This window comes from Bordetella hinzii LMG 13501, assembly GCF_001548475.1.
Classification (GTDB): Bacteria; Pseudomonadota; Gammaproteobacteria; order Burkholderiales; family Burkholderiaceae_B; genus Bordetella; species Bordetella hinzii.
Window position 1 is genome coordinate 1 of record NZ_LRUJ01000013.1, and the last position, 23,483, is coordinate 23,483.

At 66.5% G+C, this 23,483-nt stretch carries 26 protein-coding genes; 12 read left to right on the forward strand and 14 right to left on the reverse strand.

Going from position 1 to position 23,483, the window contains the following annotated elements; genetic code table 11:
* The first annotated feature begins 326 nt into the window (after nt 1-326).
* From urtA to urtE, 5 genes are read left to right on the forward strand one after another with little or no spacing between them, the layout of a single operon-like run.
* Nucleotides 327-1,577: an urea ABC transporter substrate-binding protein gene (gene urtA / locus AXA74_RS10670; protein ID WP_029579294.1), complete on the forward strand. Its 1,251-nt coding sequence runs from the start codon at nt 327-329 to the stop codon at nt 1,575-1,577.
* A 29-nt stretch (nt 1,578-1,606) separates the two neighbouring features.
* Entirely contained in the window at nt 1,607-3,217 is a 1,611-nt protein-coding gene (gene urtB / locus AXA74_RS10675; RefSeq protein ID WP_032978204.1) for an urea ABC transporter permease subunit UrtB, read from the forward strand.
* On the forward strand, nt 3,214-4,350 hold the full coding sequence (gene urtC / locus AXA74_RS10680; RefSeq protein WP_032961037.1) for an urea ABC transporter permease subunit UrtC: 1,137 nt from the start codon (nt 3,214-3,216) through the stop codon (nt 4,348-4,350). Before urtB ends, urtC begins: the two co-directional genes overlap by 4 nt.
* Nucleotides 4,347-5,171 (forward strand): urea ABC transporter ATP-binding protein UrtD, encoded by an 825-nt coding sequence (gene urtD, locus AXA74_RS10685; RefSeq protein WP_029579291.1) that lies wholly within the window; start codon nt 4,347-4,349, stop codon nt 5,169-5,171. Before urtC ends, urtD begins: the two co-directional genes overlap by 4 nt.
* Before the next feature lies 1 nt (nt 5,172).
* Nucleotides 5,173-5,871 (forward strand): urea ABC transporter ATP-binding subunit UrtE, encoded by a 699-nt coding sequence (urtE, locus tag AXA74_RS10690; RefSeq protein ID WP_032978207.1) that lies wholly within the window; start codon nt 5,173-5,175, stop codon nt 5,869-5,871.
* Here the strand turns inward: urtE and AXA74_RS10695 are convergent.
* On the reverse strand, nt 5,868-6,350 hold the full coding sequence (locus AXA74_RS10695; RefSeq protein ID WP_029579289.1) for a YajQ family cyclic di-GMP-binding protein: 483 nt from the start codon (nt 6,348-6,350) through the stop codon (nt 5,868-5,870). The genes urtE and AXA74_RS10695 overlap by 4 nt on opposite strands.
* Before the next feature lie 135 nt (nt 6,351-6,485).
* Here AXA74_RS10695 and AXA74_RS10700 point away from each other — a divergent pair, with 135 nt between their 5' ends.
* Nucleotides 6,486-6,953 carry a CopD family protein gene (locus AXA74_RS10700; protein ID WP_029579288.1) on the forward strand — a complete coding sequence of 156 codons (468 nt, stop codon included), beginning with the start codon at nt 6,486-6,488 and terminating at the stop codon, nt 6,951-6,953.
* Between the two features lie 5 nt (nt 6,954-6,958).
* On the opposite strand, the gene AXA74_RS10705 is transcribed toward AXA74_RS10700, so the two are convergent.
* Both AXA74_RS10705 and AXA74_RS24790 read right to left on the reverse strand, forming a co-directional pair.
* On the reverse strand, nt 6,959-7,666 hold the full coding sequence (locus AXA74_RS10705) for a peptidoglycan DD-metalloendopeptidase family protein (protein ID WP_376740363.1): 708 nt from the start codon (nt 7,664-7,666) through the stop codon (nt 6,959-6,961).
* A 126-nt stretch (nt 7,667-7,792) separates the two neighbouring features.
* Nucleotides 7,793-9,178 (reverse strand): methyl-accepting chemotaxis protein, encoded by a 1,386-nt coding sequence (locus tag AXA74_RS24790; RefSeq protein ID WP_029579286.1) that lies wholly within the window; start codon nt 9,176-9,178, stop codon nt 7,793-7,795.
* A gap of 407 nt (nt 9,179-9,585) precedes the next feature.
* On the opposite strand from AXA74_RS24790, the gene AXA74_RS10715 reads away from it, so the two are divergent.
* On the forward strand, nt 9,586-10,470 hold the full coding sequence (locus tag AXA74_RS10715) for an SAM-dependent methyltransferase (RefSeq protein WP_029579285.1): 885 nt from the start codon (nt 9,586-9,588) through the stop codon (nt 10,468-10,470).
* On the opposite strand, the gene AXA74_RS10720 is transcribed toward AXA74_RS10715, so the two are convergent.
* The 7 genes from AXA74_RS10720 to AXA74_RS10750 form a co-directional block, all read right to left on the reverse strand.
* Nucleotides 10,448-11,320 carry a pirin family protein gene (locus AXA74_RS10720; RefSeq protein WP_029579284.1) on the reverse strand — a complete coding sequence of 291 codons (873 nt, stop codon included), beginning with the start codon at nt 11,318-11,320 and terminating at the stop codon, nt 10,448-10,450. The two genes, AXA74_RS10715 and AXA74_RS10720, sit on opposite strands and share 23 nt — an antisense overlap.
* A 178-nt stretch (nt 11,321-11,498) precedes the next feature.
* On the reverse strand, nt 11,499-11,834 hold the full coding sequence (gene cyoD / locus AXA74_RS10725) for a cytochrome o ubiquinol oxidase subunit IV (RefSeq protein ID WP_029579283.1): 336 nt from the start codon (nt 11,832-11,834) through the stop codon (nt 11,499-11,501).
* Complete coding sequence (cyoC, locus tag AXA74_RS10730) at nt 11,834-12,442, reverse strand: cytochrome o ubiquinol oxidase subunit III (protein ID WP_032978210.1); 609 nt, start codon at nt 12,440-12,442, stop codon at nt 11,834-11,836. Before cyoC ends, cyoD begins: the two co-directional genes overlap by 1 nt.
* A 6-nt stretch (nt 12,443-12,448) precedes the next feature.
* Complete coding sequence (gene cyoB, locus AXA74_RS10735; protein ID WP_029579281.1) at nt 12,449-14,425, reverse strand: cytochrome o ubiquinol oxidase subunit I; 1,977 nt, start codon at nt 14,423-14,425, stop codon at nt 12,449-12,451.
* A 3-nt stretch (nt 14,426-14,428) separates the two neighbouring features.
* On the reverse strand, nt 14,429-15,337 hold the full coding sequence (cyoA, locus tag AXA74_RS10740) for a ubiquinol oxidase subunit II (protein WP_029579280.1): 909 nt from the start codon (nt 15,335-15,337) through the stop codon (nt 14,429-14,431).
* A 265-nt stretch (nt 15,338-15,602) separates the two neighbouring features.
* Nucleotides 15,603-16,160, reverse strand: a complete 558-nt coding sequence (locus AXA74_RS10745) for a response regulator transcription factor (RefSeq protein ID WP_032978213.1) — start codon at nt 16,158-16,160, stop codon at nt 15,603-15,605.
* Nucleotides 16,157-17,359 carry an ATP-binding protein gene (locus AXA74_RS10750; RefSeq protein ID WP_029579278.1) on the reverse strand — a complete coding sequence of 401 codons (1,203 nt, stop codon included), beginning with the start codon at nt 17,357-17,359 and terminating at the stop codon, nt 16,157-16,159. The genes AXA74_RS10745 and AXA74_RS10750 overlap by 4 nt, the downstream gene beginning before the upstream one ends.
* A 206-nt stretch (nt 17,360-17,565) precedes the next feature.
* Between AXA74_RS10750 and AXA74_RS10755 the strand changes: the two genes are divergently transcribed.
* Nucleotides 17,566-18,156 (forward strand): DUF2325 domain-containing protein, encoded by a 591-nt coding sequence (locus AXA74_RS10755; protein ID WP_029579277.1) that lies wholly within the window; start codon nt 17,566-17,568, stop codon nt 18,154-18,156.
* 63 nt (nt 18,157-18,219) lie between these two features.
* On the forward strand, nt 18,220-18,930 hold the full coding sequence (locus AXA74_RS10760) for a helix-turn-helix domain-containing protein (RefSeq protein WP_029579276.1): 711 nt from the start codon (nt 18,220-18,222) through the stop codon (nt 18,928-18,930).
* 4 nt (nt 18,931-18,934) lie between these two features.
* On the opposite strand, the gene AXA74_RS10765 is transcribed toward AXA74_RS10760, so the two are convergent.
* On the reverse strand, nt 18,935-19,150 hold the full coding sequence (locus tag AXA74_RS10765) for a hypothetical protein (protein WP_029579275.1): 216 nt from the start codon (nt 19,148-19,150) through the stop codon (nt 18,935-18,937).
* Between the two features lie 233 nt (nt 19,151-19,383).
* On the opposite strand from AXA74_RS10765, the gene AXA74_RS10770 reads away from it, so the two are divergent.
* Nucleotides 19,384-19,935: a Dps family protein gene (locus tag AXA74_RS10770; RefSeq protein WP_029579274.1), complete on the forward strand. Its 552-nt coding sequence runs from the start codon at nt 19,384-19,386 to the stop codon at nt 19,933-19,935.
* A gap of 67 nt (nt 19,936-20,002) precedes the next feature.
* Nucleotides 20,003-20,764, forward strand: a complete 762-nt coding sequence (locus tag AXA74_RS10775; protein WP_060833157.1) for a 3-oxoacyl-ACP reductase — start codon at nt 20,003-20,005, stop codon at nt 20,762-20,764.
* Here the strand turns inward: AXA74_RS10775 and AXA74_RS10780 are convergent.
* From AXA74_RS10780 to AXA74_RS10790, 3 genes are all read right to left on the reverse strand, one after another.
* A complete protein-coding gene (locus tag AXA74_RS10780; protein WP_223850505.1) occupies nt 20,761-21,246 on the reverse strand; it encodes a hypothetical protein in 486 nt (161 codons plus the stop codon). The genes AXA74_RS10775 and AXA74_RS10780 overlap by 4 nt on opposite strands.
* A 67-nt stretch (nt 21,247-21,313) precedes the next feature.
* Nucleotides 21,314-22,009, reverse strand: a complete 696-nt coding sequence (locus tag AXA74_RS10785) for an LrgB family protein (protein ID WP_029579271.1) — start codon at nt 22,007-22,009, stop codon at nt 21,314-21,316.
* On the reverse strand, nt 21,999-22,400 hold the full coding sequence (locus AXA74_RS10790) for a CidA/LrgA family protein (RefSeq protein WP_029579270.1): 402 nt from the start codon (nt 22,398-22,400) through the stop codon (nt 21,999-22,001). The genes AXA74_RS10785 and AXA74_RS10790 overlap by 11 nt, the downstream gene beginning before the upstream one ends.
* Nucleotides 22,401-22,525: 125 nt before the next feature.
* On the opposite strand from AXA74_RS10790, the gene AXA74_RS10795 reads away from it, so the two are divergent.
* Nucleotides 22,526-23,419, forward strand: a complete 894-nt coding sequence (locus AXA74_RS10795) for a LysR family transcriptional regulator (RefSeq protein WP_029579269.1) — start codon at nt 22,526-22,528, stop codon at nt 23,417-23,419.
* Nucleotides 23,420-23,483 lie beyond the last annotated feature (64 nt).

Genomic DNA, 23,483 nt, shown 5'->3' on the forward strand with positions numbered 1-23,483 from the left:
GCTTGGGCGGGGCGCGGGCGCGCGCGCCCGCGCGGACAGGCGTGGCGGCGCCGCCCGGGCGCACACTCCCGGGCATGCCAGGCACCGTTGTTGTGCGTGCCGCACCAGGCCGGCCCTTGCCGCCGCCCCCTTCGATCCTCTCGCCCCGCCGGCCTTTCCCATGAAGCGCGGGCGGCGCGGCAGCCTGGCACAGACCTTGCTTGGCTCCCTGTGCCCGAAGCACAGGCATTGCCACCGCTGGCCTGACGCCCCGCCAAGCAAACGGTGTTGGATGTTCCACGAAAAACCCGGCCGGACGGACCGGCCTCTTCATCCCGGAGTCAAACATGCAACGCAGACTAGCCATCAAATCCCTGACCGCCGCCACGCTGCTGGCCATTTCCGGCTGGATGCCGCAGGCGCTGGCGGCCGACACCATCAAGGTGGGCATTCTTCATTCGCTGTCCGGCACCATGGCCATCTCCGAGACCTCGCTCAAGGATGTGGCGCTGATGACCATCGAAGAGATCAACGCCAACGGCGGCGTCATGGGCAAGAAGCTCGAACCCGTCATCGTGGACCCGGCCTCGAACTGGCCGCTGTTCGCCGAGAAAGCGCGCCAGCTGCTCACGCAGGACAAGGTGGACGTCGTATTCGGCTGCTGGACCTCGGTGTCGCGCAAGTCGGTGCTGCCGGTGTTCAAGGAACTCAACGGCCTGCTCTTCTATCCCGTGCAATACGAGGGTGAAGAGCTCGAGAAGAATGTCTTCTATACCGGCGCCGCCCCCAACCAGCAGGCCATCCCCGCGGTGGAATACCTGATGAGCGAAGACGGCGGCGGCGCCAAGCGCTTCGTGCTGCTGGGCACCGACTACGTCTATCCGCGCACCACCAACAAGATCCTGCGCGCCTTCCTGCACGCCAAGGGCGTGAAGGACAGCGATATCGACGAGGTCTACACGCCTTTCGGCCATGCCGACTACCAGACCATCGTGGCCAACATCAAGAAGTTCGCCACCGGCGGCAAGACGGCGGTGATCTCGACCATCAATGGCGACTCCAACGTGCCGTTCTACAAGGAGCTGGGCAACGCCGGCCTGAAGGCCACCGATGTGCCTGTGGTGGCCTTCTCGGTGGGCGAGGAGGAGCTGCGCGGCGTGGACACCAAGCCGCTGGTGGGCCACCTGGCGGCCTGGAATTACTTCCAGTCCATCAAGAATCCGGCCAATGACGCCTTCGTGGCGAAGTGGAAGGCCTATGCCAAGGCCAAGAACCTGCCCAATGCCGCGACCGCCGTCACCAATGATCCGATGGAAGCCACGTATATCGGCATCCATATGTGGAAGCAGGCGGTCGAGCAGGCCAAGACCACCAATGTGGACCAGGTGATCCAGGCCATGGGCGGCCAGAAGTTCAACGCGCCCGACGGCTACACCATCGAGATGGACAAGACCAACCACCACCTGCACAAGCCGGTCTATATCGGCGAAGTGAAGGCCGACGGCCAGTTCAACATCGTGTGGAAGAGCAAGGGTCCCATCCGCGCCCAGCCCTGGAGTCCCTACATCCCGGGCAACGAAGGCAAGCAAGGTCTTTGATTCCAGCATAAAGGGCAGTCATGCACAGAATGGTCGATTCCCTACGCCACGGCCAGCTCGCGGGCTGGCTGCTGGCCTGCCTGCTGGCCCTGGCCGCGGGCCTGGCCCGCGCCGAACCGGCCGGGCTCGATGCCCTGGCGGTGCTGGCCGGCGATGACAGCAACGCCAAGCTGCAGGTCATCGGCCAACTGGGCGGACTGCCCGACCCGCGCGCGGCCGCCGTGCTGCGCGCGCTGGGCGAAGACCGGCTCTACACCACCGATGACGGCCATGTGCTGATCGTCGCGGACGGCCAGGCGCAGGATCCCGTGACGGGCGCGCGCCAGGCCCTGCCCGCCGGCGCCCAGCCCATCGCCATCAACAATCGCCTGCGCCGCGCCATCGAGGGCGCGCAGGCCGCCTCGGCGCTGCATGCCGGCGACAGCGCGGCCCGCCTGCAGGCCGCAAAACGCCTGCAGCAGAGCAATGACGCCAGCCGCCTGCCGCTTATCGAACAGGCGCTGCGCCAGGAATCGAACGCCGACGTGCGCGCCGCGCTCGAACTGGCCCAGGCCAAGCTGGAGCTCGCCAGCCCGGACGCCACCGTGCGTCTGCACGCGGTGCAGCTGCTGGGCAAGGCCGCCGATCCGGCCTTCCGTCCCTTGCTGGCCGCGCTGGCGGCCGAAGGCGGCGATGCCGATACCGGCGTGCGCGAAGCCGCCGCCACCGCCTTGCGCGGCATCGACCGGCATATGGCCACCATGGAGTGGGCCGGCAACCTCTTCTACGGGCTGAGCCTGGGCAGCGTGCTGCTGCTGGCCGCGCTGGGCCTGGCCATCACCTTCGGGCTCATGGGGGTCATCAATATGGCCCACGGCGAGCTGCTGATGATAGGCGCTTACGCCACCTACCTGGTCCAGACGTTTTTCCGCGCCTGGCTGCCGGGCTGGCTGGACTGGTATGTGCTGGCGGCCCTGCCCGTGGCCTTTCTCATCGCCGCGCTGGTCGGCATGGCGCTGGAGCGCACCGTGATCCGCTGGCTGTACGGGCGCCCGCTGGAAACCTTGCTGGCCACCTGGGGCATCAGCCTGATATTGATGCAAGCCGTGCGCAGCCTTTTCGGCGCCCAGAACGTCGAAGTCAGCAATCCCGGCTGGATGAGCGGCGGCATCACCGTGCTGGGCGGCCTGGTGCTGACCTACAACCGTATCGTCATCATCGTCTTCGCCCTGCTGGTGGTCTTCCTGGTCTGGCTGCTCCTGAACCACACCCGCCTGGGCCTGTTCGTGCGCGCCATCACCCAGAACCGCCGCATGGCCGACTGCGTGGGCGTGCCGACAGGCCGGGTGGACATGCTGGCCTTCGGCCTGGGCTCGGGCATCGCCGGCCTGGCGGGCGTGGCGCTGTCGCAGCTGGGCAATGTGGGGCCCGACCTGGGCCGCGGCTATATCGTCGACTCCTTCATGGTGGTGGTCCTGGGCGGCGTGGGCCAGCTGGCCGGCACGGTCATCGCCGCGCTGGGCCTGGGCGGCGTCAATAAATTCCTGGAGCCCTATGCCGGCGCCGTCATGGCCAAGATCACCATCCTCGTTCTCATCGTTCTCTTCGTCCAGAAGCGCCCGCAGGGCCTGTTCGCCCCGCGCGGCCGGAGCGCCGAATGAAGCCCGCCTCGCTCACCCTGCCCCTGCCGCCCGCCGCGCTTGCCGGCGCGCCCCGGCGCCTGTTTTCGCCGCGCGCCTGGACGGGCCTGGCCACGGCCGCCCTGGTGCTGGCCCTGCTGCCGGCGCTGAATCTCTGGTTCGCGCCGGGCCACCCCCTGCATGTCTCGGCCTATGCCGTGGCCTTGCTGGGCAAGTTCATGTGCTATGCGCTGGCCGCGCTGGCCTTGGACCTGGTCTGGGGCTACGCGGGCATCCTGTCGCTGGGCCACGGCCTGTTCTTCGCGCTGGGCGGCTACGCCCATGGCATGTATCTCATGCGGGCCATCGGCCGCGACGGCGTCTACCAGAGCGATCTGCCGGACTTCATGGTGTTCCTGAACTGGAAGGACTATCCCTGGTATTGGGCCTATACCGACCATGCCGGGTATGCCTGGCTGCTGGTGCTGCTCGTGCCCGGCGTGCTGGCCTTCGTCTTCGGCTACTTCGCCTTCCGTTCGCGCATCAAGGGGGTGTACTTCTCCATCATCACCCAGGCCCTCACCTATGCGGCCATGCTGCTCTTTTTCCGCAATGACACGGGCTTTGGCGGCAACAACGGCTTTACCGATTTCAAGCGCATCCTGGGCTACGACATCACCTCGCCCGGCACCCGCGCGGCCCTGTACTGGATTACCCTGGCCGCGCTGGGCGGCTGCCTCCTGCTGGCGCGCGCGATCACCCAGTCGCGGCTGGGACGGGTGCTTACCGCCGTGCGCGACGGCGAGGCCAGGCTGCGTTTCCTGGGCTACGAACCGCTGGGTTTCAAGCTTTTCGTCTGGACGCTGTCGGCCGTGATGTGCGGCATCGCCGGCGCCCTCTACGTGCCCCAGGTCGGCATCATCAACCCCGGCGAAATGTCCACCGAGAACTCCATCGAAATGGTGATCTGGGTGGCCACGGGCGGGCGCGGCACGCTGATCGGGCCCATCGTCGGCGCCGGCGCCATCAATGGCCTGAAGACCTGGTTCACCAGCGTGTTCCCGGAGTTCTGGCTCTATGCGCTGGGGCTGATCTTCGTGCTGGTCACGCTATTCCTGCCGCAGGGCCTGGTTGGCCTGGCGCGGCGCCTACTCCAACGCGGACGGCCCTCATGAGCGACAACGATCTGCAAGGCGGCTCCGGCGGCCAGGCCAGCTATGGCCGCATCAACCCGCGCGAAGTCGATACCGCGCATGGCGCCATCCTTTACCTGGACGACATCACGGTCAGTTTCGACGGTTTCAAGGCGCTCAACGGCCTGACCCTGGACATCGGCGTGGGCGAGCTGCGCTGCATCATCGGCCCCAACGGCGCGGGCAAGACCACGATGATGGACGTCATCACCGGCAAGACGCGGCCCACGGCGGGCACGGCCTTCTTCGGCCAGAACATCGATCTCAGCACGCTGTCCGAAGCCCGCATCGCCGACGCCGGCATCGGCCGCAAATTCCAGCGGCCCACGGTGTTCGAGCAGCACAGCGTGTTCGAGAACCTGGAGCTGGCCATGAAGACGGACAAGCGTGTCTGGCCCATCCTGCGGGCGCGGCTCAACCGCGAACAGGCCGACCGCATCGCCGCCACGCTGGACCTGATCGGCCTGGGCGGACAGGCCTCGCGCCAGGCGGGGCTGCTGTCGCACGGGCAGAAGCAATGGCTGGAGATCGGCATGCTGCTCATGCAGGAGCCGCGCCTCTTGCTGCTGGACGAACCGGTCGCCGGCATGACGGATGCCGAGACCGAACGCACCGGCGAATTGCTCAACGCCTTGCGCGGCAAGCATTCGCTCATGGTGGTCGAGCACGATATGGACTTCGTCGCGCAGATCGCCGGCCAGGGCAAGGTGACCGTGCTGCACGAAGGCTCGGTGCTGGCCGAAGGGCCGATGCAGCAGGTGCAGCAGGATCCCCGCGTGATCGAGGTCTACCTGGGACGCTGACATGCTCGATATCAAGAACATCCATCAATACTATGGCGGCAGCCACACGCTGCGCGGCATCTCCCTGTCGCTGGCGCGCGGCGAATGCACGGCCTTGCTGGGACGCAACGGCGTGGGCAAGACCACATTGCTCAAATGCCTGATGGGAGTGCTGCCGGTGGCGCGCGGCGGCATCGAGCTCGAGGGCCGGGACATCACCCGGCTGCCCCCCCACCAGCGCGCCGCGCTGGGCATGGCCTATGTGCCGCAGGGACGCGACATCTTCGCGCGGCTCACCGTCGAGGAAAACCTTCTCATGGGCATGGCCAGCCTGCCCTCGGCACGGGCGCGCCGCATCAAGGGCGAAGTGTTCGATCTCTTCCCGGTGCTCAAGAGCATGCTGGGCCGCCGCGGCGGCGACCTGTCAGGGGGGCAGCAGCAGCAGCTGGCGATCGCGCGCGCGCTGCTGGCCGAGCCCAAGGTCATCATTTTCGACGAGCCCACCGAGGGGATACAGCCGTCCATCATCAAAGACATCGGCCGGGTCATCCACCTGCTTCGCCAGCGCGGCGACATGGCCATCCTGCTGTGCGAGCAATACTTCGACTTCGCGCGCGAGCTGGCCGATCAATTCGTCGTCATGTCGCGCGGCGAAGTCGTGGCCGCCGGCGCGCGCGCCGAGATCGACGGCGAGCATGTGCGCCGGCACCTGGCGGTCTAGTCGCGGAAGTTGTCGAACTGCAGGGGCAGGTCCACGTCGGTCTTGCGCAGCAGCTGCATGACGGCCTGCAGGTCGTCGCGCTTCTTGCCCGTGATGCGCAGCTTGTCGCCGTTGATCTGGCTTTCGACCTTGACCTTGCTCGCCTTGATGGCGGCCACCAGCTTCTTGGCGGTGGCCTGCTCTATCCCCTGCTTGATGGTGATCTTCTGGCGCGCGCCGCCCAGGTTTTCCAGCGGGCTGTCTTCTTCCAGGCAGCGCACGTCGATACCCCGCGCCGACAAGCGGCCGCGCAGGATATCGAGCATCTGCTTGAGCTGGAAGACGCTGGCGGCGATCTGGGTGACCACATAGCCTTCCAGCTCGAATTTGGCGTTCGAACCCTTGAAATCGAAACGGGTGGACAACTCCCGGTTGGCCTGGTCCACCGCATTGGTCAGTTCGTGCTTGTCGACCTCGGAAACCACGTCAAAACTCGGCATGAAACAAATCCTGAAGAAATCCCTGAAACGGCCGGGCGACCTGCCCCGCCTCCTGACGGCAAGTTTAAGACGAATTCACGAGCCCTGCGCCGGCGCCGGTATGATGAGGACTTTCCTCCAGCCCGAGGCAAGCCGATGGTCTACAACCTGGTGAAACTGCTGCATGTCCTGGCCATCATCTTTTGGCTGGGCGGCATGGCCTATACGCTGTTCTTCGTGCGCCCGGCCCTGGCCGGCCTGCCGCCGCCCGAAAGGCTGCGCACCCTGCGCGGCCTGCTGGCGCGCTTTCTGGGCGCCGTGCTGGCCGCCATCCTCATCGCCCTGGCCAGCGGCGCCTGGATGCTGGCCGAGGTGGCCTCCCAGGTAAGGTCCACCGGAGGCAGCCTGCGCATCCCGGCGGGCTGGCATATCATGGCCGGCCTGGGCGTGGTCATGGCGGTCATCTATTTCTATGTGCGCTATGCCCTGTTCACCCGCCTGAACGAGGCGGTCGAACGCGCCGACTGGCCCGAGGGCGCGCGGGCCGCCGGCCGGGTGCGCGCCTGGGTGGCCGTCAACCTGGCGCTGGGCGTGGTGATCGTGGCGGCCGTGACGCTCGGGTAAACAACCTAGCGCGAGGGCAGCACGCCGGTCGGATCGACCGGCTTGCCGTCGCGGCGCAACTCGAAATACAGCTGGTTGGCGCTGGCATCGCTATTGCCCATTTCGGCGATTTTCTGGCCCTGCTTGACGCTCTGGCCCTGCTTGACCAGCAGCTTGCGGTTATGGGCGTAGATGGTGATGAAGGTCGCGCCATGGCGCACGATGACCAGGTTGCCATAGCCCCGCAAGCCGTTGCTGGCATAGGCGACCGTGCCGTCGGCCGCCGCGACCACGGGCGTGCCGGCCGCGTTGGCGATGACCAGGCCATTGGAAGAAGACCCGTTATAGCCCCGCGTGAGCTTGCCTTCGGCGGGCCAGACAAGACGGATGCCACGCACCGGCGCGCCGCGCGGCGTGGCCGGCGCCTGGGCCCGCGGGGCGGGCTTGCCGCCGCCGGAGGCCGTGGTGGCGCCGCCTGGCGGCGCCACCCGCAGCAGCTGCCCCTGGTCGATCCGGTTGGCGCTGGACAGCTTGTTCCAGCGCACCAGGTCCGCCACGCTCTGGTTGTAGCGCCGCGCAATACTGGTCAGCGTCTCGCCCGACTCCACCCGGTGAAAACCCGGCTGCGCCGCCTTGCCGCCGGAGGACGATGCGCAAGCCGCCAGGAAAGCGAGCAAGGCCAGCGCGAAAATCAGGCGCAAACGCGGGAACAGGGATAGGGCGGTTCTGGACAAAACGTTATCGGGCAGCGAAGTGGTTGGCTTGGCAAGCGTACCAAGAAATACGGCATGCCACCCGCCGCGCTTAACCCCGGATCCCTCCCGGGGCCCCGTTTTGACGAAGTTTTACAGCTTTGCGCGCTAATGCACGGCCAGCGCCGGCCTGGCCAGCGGCAGCGCCGCACCCGGCCCCTCGCGCCCGGCCAGCATCCGCGGCGGCTGGCCGGTGCTGGCCTGGGTAAGATCCTCGGTGACATCGCCCAGCTTGCCGGATTGCTCCAGCGACTCTTGCACGACCTCGCCCATGATCTCGGTCACGCGCCGCGAGGAGGCGACGATGTCGGTCATGGTGCTGCCGGCCGATTGCACCAGCGAGGCGCCGCGCTCGATCTGTTCGACCGAGGCGCTGATCAGCGCCTTGATTTCCTTGGCCGCCGCGGCGCTGTTCTGCGCCAGGCTGCGCACCTCGGCGGCCACCACGGCAAAGCCCTTGCCATGGGCGCCGGCGCGGGCAGCCTCCACGGCCGCGTTCAGCGCCAGGATATTGGTCTGGAAGGCGATGCCGTCCATCACACCGATGATCTCGGAGATCTTGCGCGAACTGGCGGTGATGGCGTTCATGGTGCTGATGACGTTCTGCACCGTGCGCCCGCCCTGTTCGGCCACCCGGCAGGCCTCCTGGGCCAGCTCATTGGCCTGCGAGGCGCGTCCGGCGTTGTCGGTCAGGCCTTGCACGGCCAGCCGCAGCGTCTGGGCGGCGACGAAGCGGCGCGTGATGTCGGTGGCGTACTTCACGACCTTGAAAGGCCTGCCATCCGCGTCGAAGATGGGGTTGTAGCTGGCCTCGATCCAGACATTGCGCCCGCCCTTGCCGATGCGCAGGAATTGCCCGGTCTGGTGCTCGCCGGCGCCCAGCCGGCGCCAGAACTCGGCATAGGCGGCGCTGCGCCGCTCTTCGGGCTGCACGAACATGCTGTGGTGCTGGCCCACGATCTCGTCCAGGCGATAGCCCATGGCGCCCAGGAACAGCTCATTGGCGTGCAGGATGCCGCCCTGCAGATCGAACTCGATGACCGCCTGGACCTTGCCGATGGCCTCCAGCTGGCCCTCGGCGTCGGCGCGCCGCAGCTGCTCCTCGGTGATGTCGGTGGCGTACTTGACGACCTTCAGCGGCCGGCCCTGCGCGTCGCAGATGGGGTTGTAGCTGGCCTGCAGCCAGATGTCGCGGCCGTCCTTGGCCAGGCGGCGGTAGCGCCCCGCGTCGGCCATGCCCAGGGAGAGCTTTTCCCAGAAGCGCCGATAGGCCGCCGTCTGCCTTTCCTCGGGATCCACGAACATGCCATGGTGCTGGCCCTGTATCTCGGGCAGCGCATACCCGAAGAGATCCAGGAAGATGCTGTTGGCCGTCAGCACATGGCCTTCGAGATCGAATTCGATCACCGCCTGGACCTTGTCCAGCGCCGCCAGCCGCGCGCCCTGCTCCGCCGCGTGCCGCCCTAGCCATTTACTCCAAGAGAAATGTTGCATCATCGCCTCCTGCCGTCGGCAGTCAGAACAAGACCCGGAAACCAACCGGTGGATTATTCGTAACAGGCAAACTTTGTTTCAGAAACAGCTGTTGCAACAGACCGGAGCCGGAGCATGGCCCGGTCCTCATAGCGCATTGAATTTCTTCGGGTAAATCCAATCTACACCCAGATGCCCGCACTGCATCATCGGGTAAACACTATTTCAATATCTCACTTAAATTCCGATTTTTGAAATTATTTTATACATAATTGCATTGATGCAAGTGTTTTGAAACAGAATTCGGCGGCCGGCGGCGTCCCTCCCCCGCCCCGCGGCCACGGGATGCGCAGAATCAGCCTTTCGCCCCTGTTGCAAGCCCCGGGGGACCAGTAATTTGTGAGTCCGTTTCATTGAGCCTACCCGCCATGCCCCACGACTCCCAGAATCTCAGCCACGGCCGCCGCCGCCCGCCCGGCGACATCGAGGCCCGCCTCACTCTCATGGGCGACCTGCCCGGCTGGCCCGTCAGCCGCCAGATCGAATTGCTGCATGCCGTCGCCGACAGCGACCTGGGCGACTTCCTGCTGACCCATGGCGGCCTGGACGCCCATTGGACCGACGTGGTGGTCGGCCAGAGCCCCGGCACGGGCGAGGCCATCGAGCGCCTGCTGCTCGAACGCCTGCCGGCCGCCGTCGCCACGCGGGCGCGCTTCCGCATCTTCAACACGCAGCTCCAGCAGGCCCTGCGGCCGGGCATGACGCTGGTCAGCCTGCCCTGCGGCACGCTGACCGATCTGCTCTGCCTGGATTATTCCGATGCGCCGGGCGCCCGCCTGGTCGGCATCGACCTGGACCAGAACGCCCTGGCGACAGCCGCCGCCCGGGCCGCCCAGCACAAGCTGCCCGCCGAGCTCAGGCACGAAGACGCCTGGCATTGCCGGCTGGACATCGCCGCGGACATCGTCGTGAGCCACGGCCTGTCCATCTATGAGCCCGAGGATGGCCGGGTGCGGGACCTCTATCAGCGCTGCGCGCGCATGCTCAAGCCGGGCGGCCTGTTCGTCTCCAGCTTCATGACGCCGCCCCCCTCCCTGCGCCCGGATTCGCCCTGGCGCCTGGACATCCTGGACCCGGCCGACCTCATGCTGCAGCAGGTGCTGTTCACGCGGCTGCTGCAACCTGCCTGGACGGGCCTGCGCACCCATGACGAAACCCGCGCCCTGCTGCAGGCGGCGGGCTTTGGCGAGATCGCCTTCCATGACGATCCCGCCGCCCTCTTCCCCACCGTTACCGCGCGGCTGCCCGGATAAACCGTCCGGTCTCGAAGTCCTGGAAGGCCTGCAGGATTTCCTCGCGCGTGTTCATGACAAAAGGCCCGTGCCCGACGATGGGCTCATCGATGGGCTCGCCGCTCAAGATGAGCACCAGCGCATCGTTGTTGGCCTCCAGGTCGATGCCCTCGCCTTGCCCGCCGAACACGGCGAGCTGGGCGTCGCGCAGGACATCCTCGTCATTGACCAGCACGGTGCCGCGCAGCACCACGACGGCCGCCTGATGGCCTTGGGGCACGGGCAGGCGCAGCCGGCCGCCAGCCGACAGGCGCAGGTCCCATACATTGAGCGGCGTATGGGTGCGCGCCGGCCCCCGCGTGCCCTCATAGTCGCCGGCGATGACGCGCAGCGTGCCCTGCGGCAGCGCCAGTTGCGGGATCTGCGCCGACTCGATGGCCTGGTAGCCCGGATCGGACATCTTGGCGGCCGCGGGCAGATTGACCCAGAGCTGCACCATCTCGAGCTCGCCGCCCTTGGCGCTGAAAGCCGGGGAGTGGTATTCCTCATGCAGGATGCCGCCGGCGGCGGTCATCCACTGCACGTCGCCCGGGCCGATCACGCCGCCCTTGCCGGTCGAGTCGCGATGCGCGACCTCGCCCGAATAGACGATGGTGACGGTCTCGAAGCCGCGATGGGGATGCTCGCCCACGCCGCGGCGGGCCCCATCGCCCGGGAAACTGGCCGGCCCCGCATAGTCCAGCAGCAGAAAGGGGCTGAGTTTGCGGCCCAGCGAGGGATAGGAAAACAGCGAGCGCACCGGAAAGCCATTGCCCACCCAGTGGGGCGACGGCGCCGAAAGGCGCTCGAGCACAGTCTTGCGATCGGTCATGATGGACTCCTGTTGGCCCGGGGTGCCCGGACGTGATGGCCTAAGCATAGATCGGCCGACCATGGCCCGGTAGCCCGGCGCAGCCGCTCTCAGCGTCCCATCCGTGGAACGATCATCGCGGCCGGCAACCAAAAAAAACGGCGCCCGCAGGCGCCGCTTCGTCTGTGCCGGCAAAGGCTCAGGGCATGGGGTGCAACATGTTGGCGTTCATGTTGTGCAGCACCCAGACCGACCCGCCGACGATGATGGCGATGACCATCACCGTGAACAAGAAGGCCGAGAGGTTGTCGCGCTGGCTCTTGGAGGCTCCCATGTGCATGAAGAACACGAGTTGCACCAGGAGCTGCGCCACGCACAGCGCCAGGATGCCGCCCAGCACGAGCGGGCGCGAGAAACCGCCGTCCATGACCAGCCAGAAGGCGGCCAGGGTCAGGACGATGGACAGGACGAAGCCGACAATATAGGACTTCAGGCTGCCGTGGTCGGCGTGGGCGACGTCGTGATGAGCGGACATCAGATGGCTCCCATGAGGTAGACGAAAGTGAAGACGCAGATCCAGACGATGTCCAGGAAGTGCCAGAACAGGCTCAGGCAAGCCAGGCGGCGCTTGTTGACGCCGTCCAGGCCGTGGCGGCGCACCATGTCGACCATGATGATGATCCACAGCAGGCCGGCGGTGACGTGCAGCCCGTGGGTGCCGATCAGGAAGAAGAAAGCCGACAGGTAGGCGCTGCGGCCCGGGCCCGCGCCTTCGTGGATCAGGTGCTGGAACTCATAGAGTTCCATGGCGATGAAGCCGGCGCCGAACAGGAAGGTGATGAGCAGCCAGGCGATCACCTTGTTGGCCTTGCCCGCATACATATTGAGCATGGCCACGCCGAAGGTGAAGCTGGAGATCAGCAGCAGCATGGTTTCGACCAGGACGAACTTCAGGTCGAACAGATCGCGCCCGTGCGGGCCGCCGGCCGTCGCGTTGGACAGCACGGCGAAGGTGGCGAACAGCACCGAGAAGATGAGCAGATCGCTCATCAGATAGACCCAGAAACCGAAAACGGTCTTGGATCCATCGTCGTGGTGCCCGTGATGGGCATCGTGAGAGTGAGTGGCTACAGCGTGAGTCATAGTGGATCAGGCCGCCTTTTGCAGTTTGGCGTAGTGTTCGTTCTCGATGCGCTCGACTTCGGCGGCGGGGACGTAATAGTCCACATCGCGGTCATAGGCACGGGCGATGAAGGAACCGATCATGCCGGCCAGGCCAGCGATGGCCAGCCACCAGATGTGCCAGATCAGGGCAAAGCACATGAACAGGCCGAAGACGCTGATATAGATGCCGGCGCCGGTATTGCGCGGCATGTGGATATCTTCGTACTTCTTGGGCTGCTTGTAGGCGATGCCGCGTTCCTTGTCTTCCCAGTGCTGGTCGAGTTCGTCGACATGGGGCACGTGGGCGAAGTTGTAGAACGGCGGGGGCGAGGAGGTGGCCCACTCCAGGGTGCGGCCATTCCAGGGATCGCCGGTCAGGTCCAGGTTCTGCTTGCGGTCGCGGATCGAGACCACGACTTGCTGCAGCAGGAACCAGATGCCCAGGGCGATGAAGAAGGCGCCGACCAAGGCAACGACCAGGTAGGGCTGCCACTCGGGGTTGTCGTAATGGTTCAGGCGGCGCGTCATGCCCTTGAAGCCCAGGATGTACAGGGGCATGAAGGCGAGATAGAAGCCGATGAACCAGCACCAGAAGGAGTAGCGGCCCAGGCGCTCGTTCAGCTTGAAGCCGAAGGCCTTGGGGAACCAGTAGGTCATCGCCGCGATACACCCGAACACCACGCCGCCGATGATGACGTTGTGGAAGTGGGCGATCAGGAACAGGCTGTTGTGCAGCACGAAGGACACGGCCGGGATGGCCATCAGCACGCCGGTCATGCCGCCGATCACGAAGGTGACCATGAAGCCGACCGTCCAGAGCACGGGCGTGGTGAATTGCACGCGGCCCTTGTACATCGTGAACAGCCAATTGAACACCTTCACCCCGGTCGGGATGGAGATGATCATCGTCGCGATGCCGAAGAAGGCGTTGACGTTGGCTCCCGCGCCCATGGTGAAGAAGTGGTGCAGCCAGACCAGGAAAGACAGCACGCCGATGGCGGCCGTCGCGTAGACCATGGACTTGTAGCCGAACAGGGGCTTGCGCGAGTAGGTGGCGATGATTTCCGAGAAGGCGCCAAAGCACGGCAAGATCAGGATATAGACCTCGGGGTGGCCCCAGATCCAGATCAGGTTGACGTACATCATCACGTTGCCGCCGCCGTCATTCGTGAAGAAGTGCGTGCCGAGATAGCGGTCGGCGGTCAGCAGCGCCAGCGTGGCGGCCAGCACCGGGAAGGCGGCCACGATCAGGATGTTGGTCACCAGGGCGGTCCAGGTGAACACGGGCATCTTCATCAGGCCCATGCCGGGAGCGCGCATGCGCAGGATGGTGACCACGAAGTTGATGCCGCTGAGCGTTGTGCCCAAGCCCGATATCTGCAGCGCCCAGAGGTAGTAGTCCATCCCCACGCTCGGACTGTAGTCCAGCCCCGACAGCGGCGGATAGGCCAGCCAGCCGGTCGCGGCGAATTCACCCACGAACAGCGACAGCATGATCAGGACCACGCCGGCGGCAAACAGCCAGAAGCTCAGCGAGTTCAGGAAGGGATAGGCGACGTCGCGCGCGCCGATCTGCAGCGGCACGACGAGGTTCATCAGGCCCGTGATGAAGGGCATCGCCATGAAGAAGATCATGATGACGCCGTGGGCCGTGAAGATCTGGTCGTAGTGATGCGGCGGCAGGAAGCCGGTCGAATCGCCCGAGGCGACGGCCAGCTGGGTACGCATCATGATGGCGTCGGCGAAGCCGCGCAGCAGCATGATCAGGGCGACGATGATGTACATCACGCCGATGCGCTTGTGGTCCACGGTGGTCAGCCACTCGGTCCACAGATACTTCCATTTGCCCAGGTAGGTGATCGCGCCCAGGAGCGCGATGCCTCCCAGGGCGACAGCGGCCAGCGTAACCATGACGATAGGTTCATGGTACGGAATGGCCTCCAGAGTGAGTTTTCCGAACATCAATTACTCCGCAACAGCGATCAGGTTCTTCGAGGCGGGCGTGCACGTCGCAGGGTCGACACCGGCCATCTTGCTCATTTGGTTGTGCACGATGAAATCGAACATGCCGGCGGGCACGTCCGAATACAGCGTCACCGGGTTGTGTTCGCTCGGCTTGGTCAGCTCGGCATAGACGTCGGGCGTGAGCGTCTGGCTGGAAGCCTTGGCCTGCTTGACCCAGTCCTCGAACCCTTGCTGCGACATGGCCAGCGCGCGGAAGCGCATGCCGGAGAAGCCGCCGCCGCTGTAGTTGGCCGACAGGCCGGCGTAGTCGCCCTCTTCAAATGCGTTCAGGTGCAGCTTGGTCTCCATGCCCGCCATCGAATAGATCTGGCTGCCCAGCTGCGGGATGAAGAACGAGTTCATCACCGACTGCGAGGTGATGCGGAAGTTGACCGGGGTATGCACGGGGAAGGCGATCTGGTTGACCGTCGCGATACCGTACTCCGGGTAGATGAACAGCCATTTCCAGTCCAGGGACACCACTTCGATGGTCACCGGCTTGGCGTCGGATTCCAGCGGGCGGTACGGATCCAGCTCATGCGAGGACTTCCAGGTCAGCACCGCCAGGATGGCGATGATGATGCAGGGGATGGTCCAGACCACGACTTCGATACGGGTCGAGTGCGACCACTTCGGCAGATACTCGGCTTCCGTGTTGGAGGCCCGGTACTTCCAGGCGAAGTAGAGCGTCATGAATATGACGGGCACCACGATCAGCAGCATCAAGCCGAGTGCGGTGAGGAGCAGGGTTTTTTCCTGGGCGCCGATGTCTCCCTTGGGAGAGAGAATTTCCATCGTGCAGCCGCCAAGCAGCATGACAGCGCCGACAGCTAGCGTGCGCGCGAGAGTCGCAAGGTGGGGGTGTTTCACGTACAGCCTTGGGATGGATGGAGAAAAGGTTTGCTGACCTGTCTCGGTTCACACTAAGGGGAACTTCACACAGGACCAAAACAAGAAGTGGACTGTAGCCAGTGCGGCGGCCCAGGGGGGTGCGACGAAATGACGCAGTGCGGGAGGGGAGATGGCACCAGATTGGTGCCTGAGGCGTATCAGCAGGGTCTTAGGGGCGTCCCTGCCGGGGGCGGGGGCTGCGACAATATGACGCAGCGCTTTTTCGCCACTTGGCGCGGATACCCTACTCGATGACGGGTTCGCGCTCCGGGCCGGGCTTTTTCATGAGCTTGCGCTGCAACGACCGGCGGTGCATGCCCAGCAGCCGGGCGGCGGCCGACACATTGCCGCCGGTCTCGTGCAGGGCCTGCTGGATATGCTCCCATTCTAGGCGGTGCAACGGCGTCATGGTCGTCTCAATCGAAACCGTTTCCGGCTTCATGAGACCGAGCGTTCTCAATATCATGGGGGCGGTCGCCGGTTTCGGCAAGTAGTCGTCGGCGCCGCGCTTGATGGCCTCCACGGCCGTGGCGACGCTGGCATAGCCCGTCACCAGCAGGATGCGCATGTCTTCGCGCAGGGCGCGCAAGGGCCGGATCAGCGTCAGGCCCGAATCCTCGCCCAGGCGCAGGTCCACCAGCGCGAAGGACGGCCGCAGCTCCTCGGCCACGCGCAAGGCCTCGGCGATATTGCAGGCCACGTGCGTCTGCAGGCCGCGCCGCGCCAGGCTGCGCTGCAGCGTCTTTACATAGAGTTCGTCATCGTCGATCAAGAGACCGACGGGAGAGTTCGATTCCGTCATGGTGATGATGTCGTCCCACCCAGAGGCAGGTTGAAACTGATGCGGGCGCCGCCGCCTTCCGCGGCCGAGATGCTCATGTCGCCCCCCAATTGTTCCACCGTGGCATGAGACAGCGCCAGCCCCACCCCCAGTCCGCCCGGCTTGTCGCTGCTGAAAAGCGCCGGCAGCACGGTGTGATCCGGGTCGAAACCGCGGCCATGATCGCGCACTTCGCCGCGCAGGGCGCCTTGCCGGAACTCCAGGTGCAAGTCCACCCGCGGGTCGCCCGCCTCCTCGCCCGCGTCGGCGGCATTGTTCAGCAGCGCCTGCAGCAGATGGGCGATGGCCGGCTCCACCCGCAGCGACTCGGGCAGGCTGCCGGTGCGGCGCAGGTCGATGGTGGGCCGGATCAGGCGCCACTGCCCGACCACCCGGACCAGGTCCACCTCGGTGGGCACCGCCAGGTTGCGGATGCGCTCGCGGCACAGGGCCAGCAGTTCGCGCAGCGTGTCGACATCGGCGCGCAGGCCGGGATCGCGCAGCTCGTCGCGCACCTCGTCGGCCAACAGCGTCATGGTCGCCAGCGGGGTGTTCAATTCGTGCGCCATGGCCGCGGCATGCGTGGCCAGGGCCACGATGCCCTCGTTGCGCGTGAAGCGCTCGCGCAGCAGCGCCAGCTCGCGCTCGCGGGCGCGCATATCGGCCGCCAGCCGGGTCGAAAAATACAGCACCACGCCAGCGGAGATCAGGAAATTGGCCCCCAGGCCCCAAAGCAGCAGGATGTAGGTATTGTGGCTGCTGGCCAAGGGCTGCCCGAAGACCGCCGCGGCGGTATAGCCCGCCAGGCTGGCCAGGGCCGCGGCGAAGGCCCAGCCGCCAGGCAGGGCAAAGGCCGCCAGGGCGATGAGCACCAGGAACATGGTGCCGAAGGGATTGGTGATGCCGCCGCTCCAGGCCACCATCCAGGCCAGCACCGCCATGTCGACCAGCAGATGGGCGAAGGCCGTTGCGTAGGAGATGTCGCGCGTGCGCCGCAGGCGCAGGCTGGCATAGGCGTTGAACGCCACCAGCGCCCCGACGCCGGCCCACAAAGGCTCCAGCGGCAAGGGCAGCCCCAGCAGGCTGCTGGCCACGAGCACCGTGATGGCCTGCCCGCCTATGGCCAGCCAGCGCAGGCTGCACAAGGTGCGCAGAAAAGAAATGGCGGAACTACCAGGCATGGGCAAAAAAACGCCGCGACGGCGGGATAAGGCCGAGGGATACGCCTGGCCGAAGCTAAACCCTGGATTGTATTGTGAATTTCCGGGCGACGCTTGGAGCCGCCCGGCCTGGCCGGGGGCGGATCTGCCGGCCTATAAACAATAATGATTATCAATTATAATCCAGGCCTTGCGCGACTTTCCCCGCGTCCGTTCCTGGAGGCCGCATGTCCATGCTTTCCGACACCGAGCAGCTGCGCTCGGAGCACGCCGCCCTGCTGCAAGCCTATGGCCGCATCCAGGCCGATTGCTCGCTGCGCCTGCGGCGCCAGGCCGAGCGCATCGCCCAGCTCGAAAACGCCCTCTTCCAGGCCCGCCTGGCGGTCGTCCTGCGCGACACGCGCCTGGCCTGGGACGACGCGGACCGCCAGACCCTGCGCGAGGCCGCCCAGCTGCCGCGCCGCAAGACCCTGGCCAGGCAGGTCGAGCAACTCATGGAAAGAGTGCGCACGTTGGCCCGCCAGCGCAGCGGCGGCGGCCGGGCCGTGCTTTGCGTGGGCGGCGACGGCAATACCGCCGGCCTGGCGCGGCAGCTGGTGGAAAGCGCCGGTGGGCGCTTTCTGACCCACGAGGGCGAAGAAGCCGCTCTCGAAGCCAGCCTGCGCGCCGCCGACCTGGTCATCTGCCAGACCGGCTGCATCAGCCACGATGCCTATTGGCGGGTGCGCGATCATTGCAAGCGCACCGGCAAGCAATGCGTGCTGGTCGACAGCCCCGTGGCCGTCGTCCAGCCGCCCGCCTCGCGCAAGCCGGCCTGAGCTTGCCCGCGCGGCGCCGGCGCGGCTATGCTGGCTCATCCATTGTTAGCCGGGAGTCAAAACATGGAATACAACGCCGACGAACGGGTCGCGGCCGTCGCGGCGGCCATCGCCGACCCGGCGCGTACCCGCATGCTCTGTTCATTGCTGGACGGCTGCGCGCGGACCGCCACCGAACTGGCGGCCGTGGCCGGCATCAGCGCCCCCACCGCCAGCAGCCATTTCCAGCGCCTGATGGCCCAGGGCCTGGTGGCCTTGCAGACCCAGGGACGGCACCGCTATTACCGCCTGGCGGGCAGCGACATCGCCTGCGCCCTGGAGGCCTTGCTGGTCGTGGCCGATGCGCCCCGGCCCGCCTTCGAGCCCTCCACCCCGACGGCGCTGCGCCATGCGCGCACCTGCTATGACCATATGGCGGGCACGGTCGCCGTCACGCTGCATGATGCCCTGGTGCAGCATGGCTGGCTGGAGGACTACCGGCCGACGCCGCTGGGCACGGCCCGCCTGGCTGCCCTGGGCCTGGACGTCTCGGCTCTGCAAAAGAAAAAGCGCCGGCTGGCCTGCGCCTGCATGGACTGGAGCGCCCGCCGCCCCCACCTCGGCGGCGCGCTGGGCGCGGCCTTGCTGGAGCTATCCCTGGCGCGCGGCTGGGTCACGCGCGACCTGGATTCGCGCGCGCTGCGCCTGAGCGACAACGGCGCGCGCCGGATGAGCGCGGCCTTTGGCGTGCTCTTTGAGCGCCAGCCGCGCGGGGCGCTGCCGGCAGCCGCCTGAGGGCTCAATCCAGGCGCGGCTCTTCATCGAACTCCTGCGACAGGCGGCGCACGGCCGCCTTCAGCGCGAGCGCCTCGGTGGGATAGGGCGCATCGGGCACATCCAGCGGCGGGAAACCGTAGACCTTCACGCGCGGCACGAAGCCGGCCGTTTCCTCGGCCATCTCGATATCGAAATTGCGATCGCCTACCCAGCCGCTGCGTGTGATTTTCCATTCCATGCTTGCCACTCCCTGAAAGCCTGCGGCGCCTGGCCGCACAAGGTCTTGGTTCGACCCGGCTATGCTCGCCCATCCGCATGGGCAATGCAACCGCGCCGCCTTGCGCCACGTCATGGTTTGTGACTGCGCAAGGTTGGCAAAGCCGGCCTAGGGGTTTACGCTAGAAGCGGACTGGCACCATTTGTGTCGCCGGAACTGACTCGGACTTAACCTCTGGAAAGGAGTTGCTTGCTATGGCCAAGAAACTGGATCCGAAACAGAAGAGCGCAGCGGTCCAACGCCGCAAACGTCCGCTTGCCACCCCTACCGACCTGGCGCAAGCCGCCACTCGCGACATCTCCGCCGCACTGAACCAACTGCTGGCCGATGTCTTCGCCCTCTACCTCAAGACCAAGAACTTCCATTGGCACGTCAGCGGCCCGCACTTCCGCGACTATCACCTGATGCTGGACGAACAGGGCGACGAATTGTTCGCCATGACGGACGCCCTGGCCGAGCGCGTGCGCAAGATCGGCGGCACGACGCTGCGTTCCATCGGCCATATCGCCCGCATGCAGCGCGTGCTCGACAATGACGCGGATTATGTGCAGCCGCTGGACATGCTGGCCGAACTGCGCGATGACAACAAGGCCCTGGCCGCGGCGCTGCGCGAGGCGCACGACATTACCGACGAGTACCACGACATCGCCAGCTCCAGCCTGATCGAGAACTGGATCGACGAGACCGAAAAGCGCACCTGGTTCCTCTTCGAGGCCAGCCGCGAAGCCGACAGCACCGGGCATTGAGCCTGGGCGCTGCCTGGCGCCTTTGCCTGCGGTAGGCGGGCATAATGCCCGCCTACTGGAGAATGACATGGATATATCCGCACAGACCGTGCTGGTCACGGGCGCAGGCCGTGGCCTGGGCGCGGCCATCGCGCGGGCGCTGGCCCAGGCCGGCGCCCGCGTCATCGTCAACTACCGCCGCAGCCGGCGCCAGGCCGAAGCCCTGGCCGAAGAACTCGGTCCGCTGTCCATCGCCCTGCAGGCCGACGTGACCGACGCCGGCGAAGTGCGCGCCATGATGGCGGCGGCCGCCGAACACACCGGCCAGCCCGTGCTGTCGGTGGTCAACAATGCCCTGGCGGACTTCCGTTTCGATGGCGATGCCCGCCCTCGATTCGGCGACATCGCCTGGGACCGCTTCCAGGGCCAGCTGGACGGCGCGCTCAAGGGCGCGCTCAATACCATGCAGGCGGCGCTGCCTGCCATGCGCCAGGCCGGCTTCGGCCGCATCGTCAATATCGGCACCAACCTGGTCCAGAACCCGGTGGTGCCCTACCACGACTACACCGCCTCCAAGGCCGCCCTGCTGTCGCTCACGCGCACGGCCGCTCAGGACCTCGGCCCTGACGGCATCACGGTCAACATGGTCTCCGGCGGCCTGTTGCAGACCACCGATGCCAGCGCCTCGACGCCGCAGGCGGTGTTCGACCTGATCGCCAGCCTCACGCCCTTGCGGCGCGTGACCACGCCGGCGGAATTCGCCGACGCGGCGCTGTTTTTTCTATCGCCCTGGGCGCGCGCGGTGACCGGCCAGAACCTGGTGGTCGACGGCGGCCTGGTAAAGGACTAACCGCCGCTGGCGCGTTTCTGCGCCCCCAGCAGGACGTCGGCCACATATTGGCTGAGTAGCGGCGCGGACAGCTGCATCATGGCCGCGCCGACCTGATTGGCCGCGCCCTGCAGCTTGGCGGCCTCGGGAGCGGCATCGCCCTTGTCGGCCACGGACTTCAGCTCGGCGGCGGTGAAAAACTGGCTATAGGCCTGGGCGAGGTTTTCGTCCCATTGCGCCCGGTAGGTGGGCGCGGCGCGCTTGAGCTCTTCTTCGAGCAGGGCCTGGGCTTTTTCCGGGCCCAGCTGCTTGACCAGGCCGGCATAGGTTTCGGTGCGCAAGGCCGCGGCCAAGCCCATGGGCAGGAGCGCCACGCCGAGATTCTGCCGCGCCACCAGCTCGCGGGCCGCATCCAGCGGCCCGGCCGCGCGCGCCAGGCCCGCCATCAAGCACAACATGACCAGGCCCCAGGCCATCCCGCGCAACCGCCATCCGATCGTCATAGCGCCCTCCCCGGCATTTCCCTGGCCCACTGTACACCTGGGCCGGCAGCGGCGATAGCGGAAGCGCTCAGCGGGCAAGCAAATACGCCACACTGGGCGTGATGAGCACATTGGACAGGCCGGCCAGCACCATGACCAGGCCGGCGATGGAACCTTCGTCGGCGGCGAGCTCGCGCGCCTTGGCCACGCCGGCGCCGTGCGCGCCCATGCCGAACAGCGCGCCGCGCGCCAGCGACGACCGCAGGGGCAGCAGGCGGCGCAGCGCCTGGCCCATCAGGGCGCCCAGCACGCCGGTGACGATGACGAAGACGGCGGTCAGGTCAGGCACGCCGCCCAGCTTGGACGAAACCGTCATGGCGAAGGGCGTGGCGACCGAACGCGGCACCAGGCTCAGGCGCACATCGGCCGGCAGGTCCAGCCAGCTGGCCAACAGCCAGGCGCTCACCCCGGCAATGAGGCTGCCCACCGCCACGCCCACCAGCAGAATGGGCCAATAGCGGCGGATGAGGGCGCGCTCTTGGTAGAGCGGCAGCGCAAAGGACACGATGACCGGACTGAGCATGGCCATGAGCCAATGGCTGCCCCGCATGTAGTCGGCGTAGCCCGCATGCAGCAGGAGCGCCAGGGCCAGCAGCAGCGCCGGCGCCAGGACCAGGGTGGAACTCCACCAATAGCCGTGGCGGCGATAGACGGCGCGCGCGCAGAGATAGGCCAGCACCGTGGCCAGCGGCCAGAATACCAGGGCGGCGATATCAGCAAGCATGGCGGTTCATCCACCGGTAGCAGAGGTCGATGGCCAGGGCGGTGCCGCCCATCACCAGCAAGGTGCCCAGCGCGATGACGGCCAGGATTTTCAACCCCAGCATGCCCGCCAGTTCGCGATGATCGAGAAGACACATCACGGCCGGCACGAAAAACAGCAGCATCTCGGCCAACAGCCAACTGGCGCCGCGCCGGATGTGTTGGGGCCGCAGCACGCCGCTGCCCAGCAGCAGCAACACCAGCGCCAGGCCGATCACGCCGCCCGGAACGGGCAGGCCGCCCCACTGCGCCAGGGCCTGGCCTGCCCAGGCAAAGCCCGCGATCACCGCGATCTGCAATAAACGACTGCGCCTCAGATAGCTGCGTCCGAGGGTCCAACTACGAGCAAACATGACAACACTCCCTGAGCGCGCTTCTCTCTCCGTGGAAGCTTGGGCGCTCCCTCCTCTTGTACGCTTTTCCAGGGCATAGATAAAATGAATTCATTTCATTGGCCATATGCCAATATGGAATAACCATGGATTTACGGACGTTGCGGGCGTTTTGCGAGGTACTTCGGCAAGGCGGTTTTTCGCAGGCCGCGCGCGCCATCCACGCCACCCAGCCGACGGTCAGCAAGGCGGTGCGCCAGCTCGAAGACGAGATCGGCATGCCGCTGCTGGACCGGCAAAGCCATCCCCCGCGCATGACCCAGGCCGGCGAAGTGGTGTTCCGCCGCGCCCAGGCCATGCTGGCCCAGCGCGACGACCTGGTGGCCGAATTAGAGGAGCTGCGGGGCCTCAAGCGCGGTGTGCTGCGCCTGGGCCTGCCCACGCTGGGCAGCAGCGTGCTGTTCGCGCCGCTTTTCGCCCGTTTCCGCAGCCGCTATCCGGGCGTTGAGATCAGCCTTGCCGAACATGGCAGCCGCCGCCTGGAAGACATGGTGCAAAGCGGCGATATCGAACTGGGCGCCACGCTCACGCCCGTGCCCGAGGCCTTCGAGTATCAGCCCGTGGCCCGCGAACCGCTGATGGTGCTCATGCCGCCGGATCATCCGCTGGCCCGATCGCGCCGGCTGCGCCTGGCCCAGCTGCGCGACACGCCCTTCGTGCTGTTCGAAAGCGGTTTTGCGCTGAACCAGGTGCTGATCTCGGCCTGCGAGCGCGTGGGCTATACCCCCGCGACGGCGGCCCGCAGCGGCCAGATCGACTTCATCGTCGCCCTGGTGGCCTCGGGCCTGGGCATAGGCTTTCTGCCGCGCCTGGTGGCCGAGCAGCGCCGGCAGGCGGGCGTGCGCCTGGTGGAGCTCGATGATCGCGATGCGGTCTGGGAAATGACGCTGATCTGGCGCCGCGGCGGCTATCTCTCGCACGCGGCCCTGGCCTGGCTCGCCCTGAACCGTGAAGTCTATCCCTCGGGCGGGCCGCCCTGACAGACTAGAAACGCCCCGGGGCAGGTATCCCGGTGGCCGGGCTGGCGCGGACCTTCGGGCGGTG

Bases quoted from the DNA above. Each gene is read 5' to 3' on its own strand.
- urtA (WP_029579294.1), top strand. From the start codon at position 327: ATGCAACGCAGACTAGCCATCAAATCCCTGACCGCCGCCACGCTGCTG.
- urtB (WP_032978204.1), top strand. From the start codon at position 1,607: ATGGTCGATTCCCTACGCCACGGCCAGCTCGCGGGCTGGCTGCTGGCC.
- urtC (WP_032961037.1), top strand. From the start codon at position 3,214: ATGAAGCCCGCCTCGCTCACCCTGCCCCTGCCGCCCGCCGCGCTTGCC.
- urtD (WP_029579291.1), top strand. From the start codon at position 4,347: ATGAGCGACAACGATCTGCAAGGCGGCTCCGGCGGCCAGGCCAGCTAT.
- urtE (WP_032978207.1), top strand. From the start codon at position 5,173: ATGCTCGATATCAAGAACATCCATCAATACTATGGCGGCAGCCACACG.
- AXA74_RS10695 (WP_029579289.1), bottom strand. From the start codon at position 6,350: ATGCCGAGTTTTGACGTGGTTTCCGAGGTCGACAAGCACGAACTGACC.
- AXA74_RS10700 (WP_029579288.1), top strand. From the start codon at position 6,486: ATGGTCTACAACCTGGTGAAACTGCTGCATGTCCTGGCCATCATCTTT.
- AXA74_RS24790 (WP_029579286.1), bottom strand. From the start codon at position 9,178: ATGCAACATTTCTCTTGGAGTAAATGGCTAGGGCGGCACGCGGCGGAG.
- AXA74_RS10715 (WP_029579285.1), top strand. From the start codon at position 9,586: ATGCCCCACGACTCCCAGAATCTCAGCCACGGCCGCCGCCGCCCGCCC.
- AXA74_RS10720 (WP_029579284.1), bottom strand. From the start codon at position 11,320: ATGACCGATCGCAAGACTGTGCTCGAGCGCCTTTCGGCGCCGTCGCCC.
- cyoD (WP_029579283.1), bottom strand. From the start codon at position 11,834: ATGTCCGCTCATCACGACGTCGCCCACGCCGACCACGGCAGCCTGAAG.
- cyoC (WP_032978210.1), bottom strand. From the start codon at position 12,442: ATGACTCACGCTGTAGCCACTCACTCTCACGATGCCCATCACGGGCAC.
- cyoB (WP_029579281.1), bottom strand. From the start codon at position 14,425: ATGTTCGGAAAACTCACTCTGGAGGCCATTCCGTACCATGAACCTATC.
- AXA74_RS10745 (WP_032978213.1), bottom strand. From the start codon at position 16,160: ATGACGGAATCGAACTCTCCCGTCGGTCTCTTGATCGACGATGACGAA.
- AXA74_RS10750 (WP_029579278.1), bottom strand. From the start codon at position 17,359: ATGCCTGGTAGTTCCGCCATTTCTTTTCTGCGCACCTTGTGCAGCCTG.
- AXA74_RS10755 (WP_029579277.1), top strand. From the start codon at position 17,566: ATGTCCATGCTTTCCGACACCGAGCAGCTGCGCTCGGAGCACGCCGCC.
- AXA74_RS10760 (WP_029579276.1), top strand. From the start codon at position 18,220: ATGGAATACAACGCCGACGAACGGGTCGCGGCCGTCGCGGCGGCCATC.
- AXA74_RS10765 (WP_029579275.1), bottom strand. From the start codon at position 19,150: ATGGAATGGAAAATCACACGCAGCGGCTGGGTAGGCGATCGCAATTTC.
- AXA74_RS10770 (WP_029579274.1), top strand. From the start codon at position 19,384: ATGGCCAAGAAACTGGATCCGAAACAGAAGAGCGCAGCGGTCCAACGC.
- AXA74_RS10775 (WP_060833157.1), top strand. From the start codon at position 20,003: ATGGATATATCCGCACAGACCGTGCTGGTCACGGGCGCAGGCCGTGGC.
- AXA74_RS10780 (WP_223850505.1), bottom strand. From the start codon at position 21,246: ATGACGATCGGATGGCGGTTGCGCGGGATGGCCTGGGGCCTGGTCATG.
- AXA74_RS10785 (WP_029579271.1), bottom strand. From the start codon at position 22,009: ATGCTTGCTGATATCGCCGCCCTGGTATTCTGGCCGCTGGCCACGGTG.
- AXA74_RS10790 (WP_029579270.1), bottom strand. From the start codon at position 22,400: ATGTTTGCTCGTAGTTGGACCCTCGGACGCAGCTATCTGAGGCGCAGT.
- AXA74_RS10795 (WP_029579269.1), top strand. From the start codon at position 22,526: ATGGATTTACGGACGTTGCGGGCGTTTTGCGAGGTACTTCGGCAAGGC.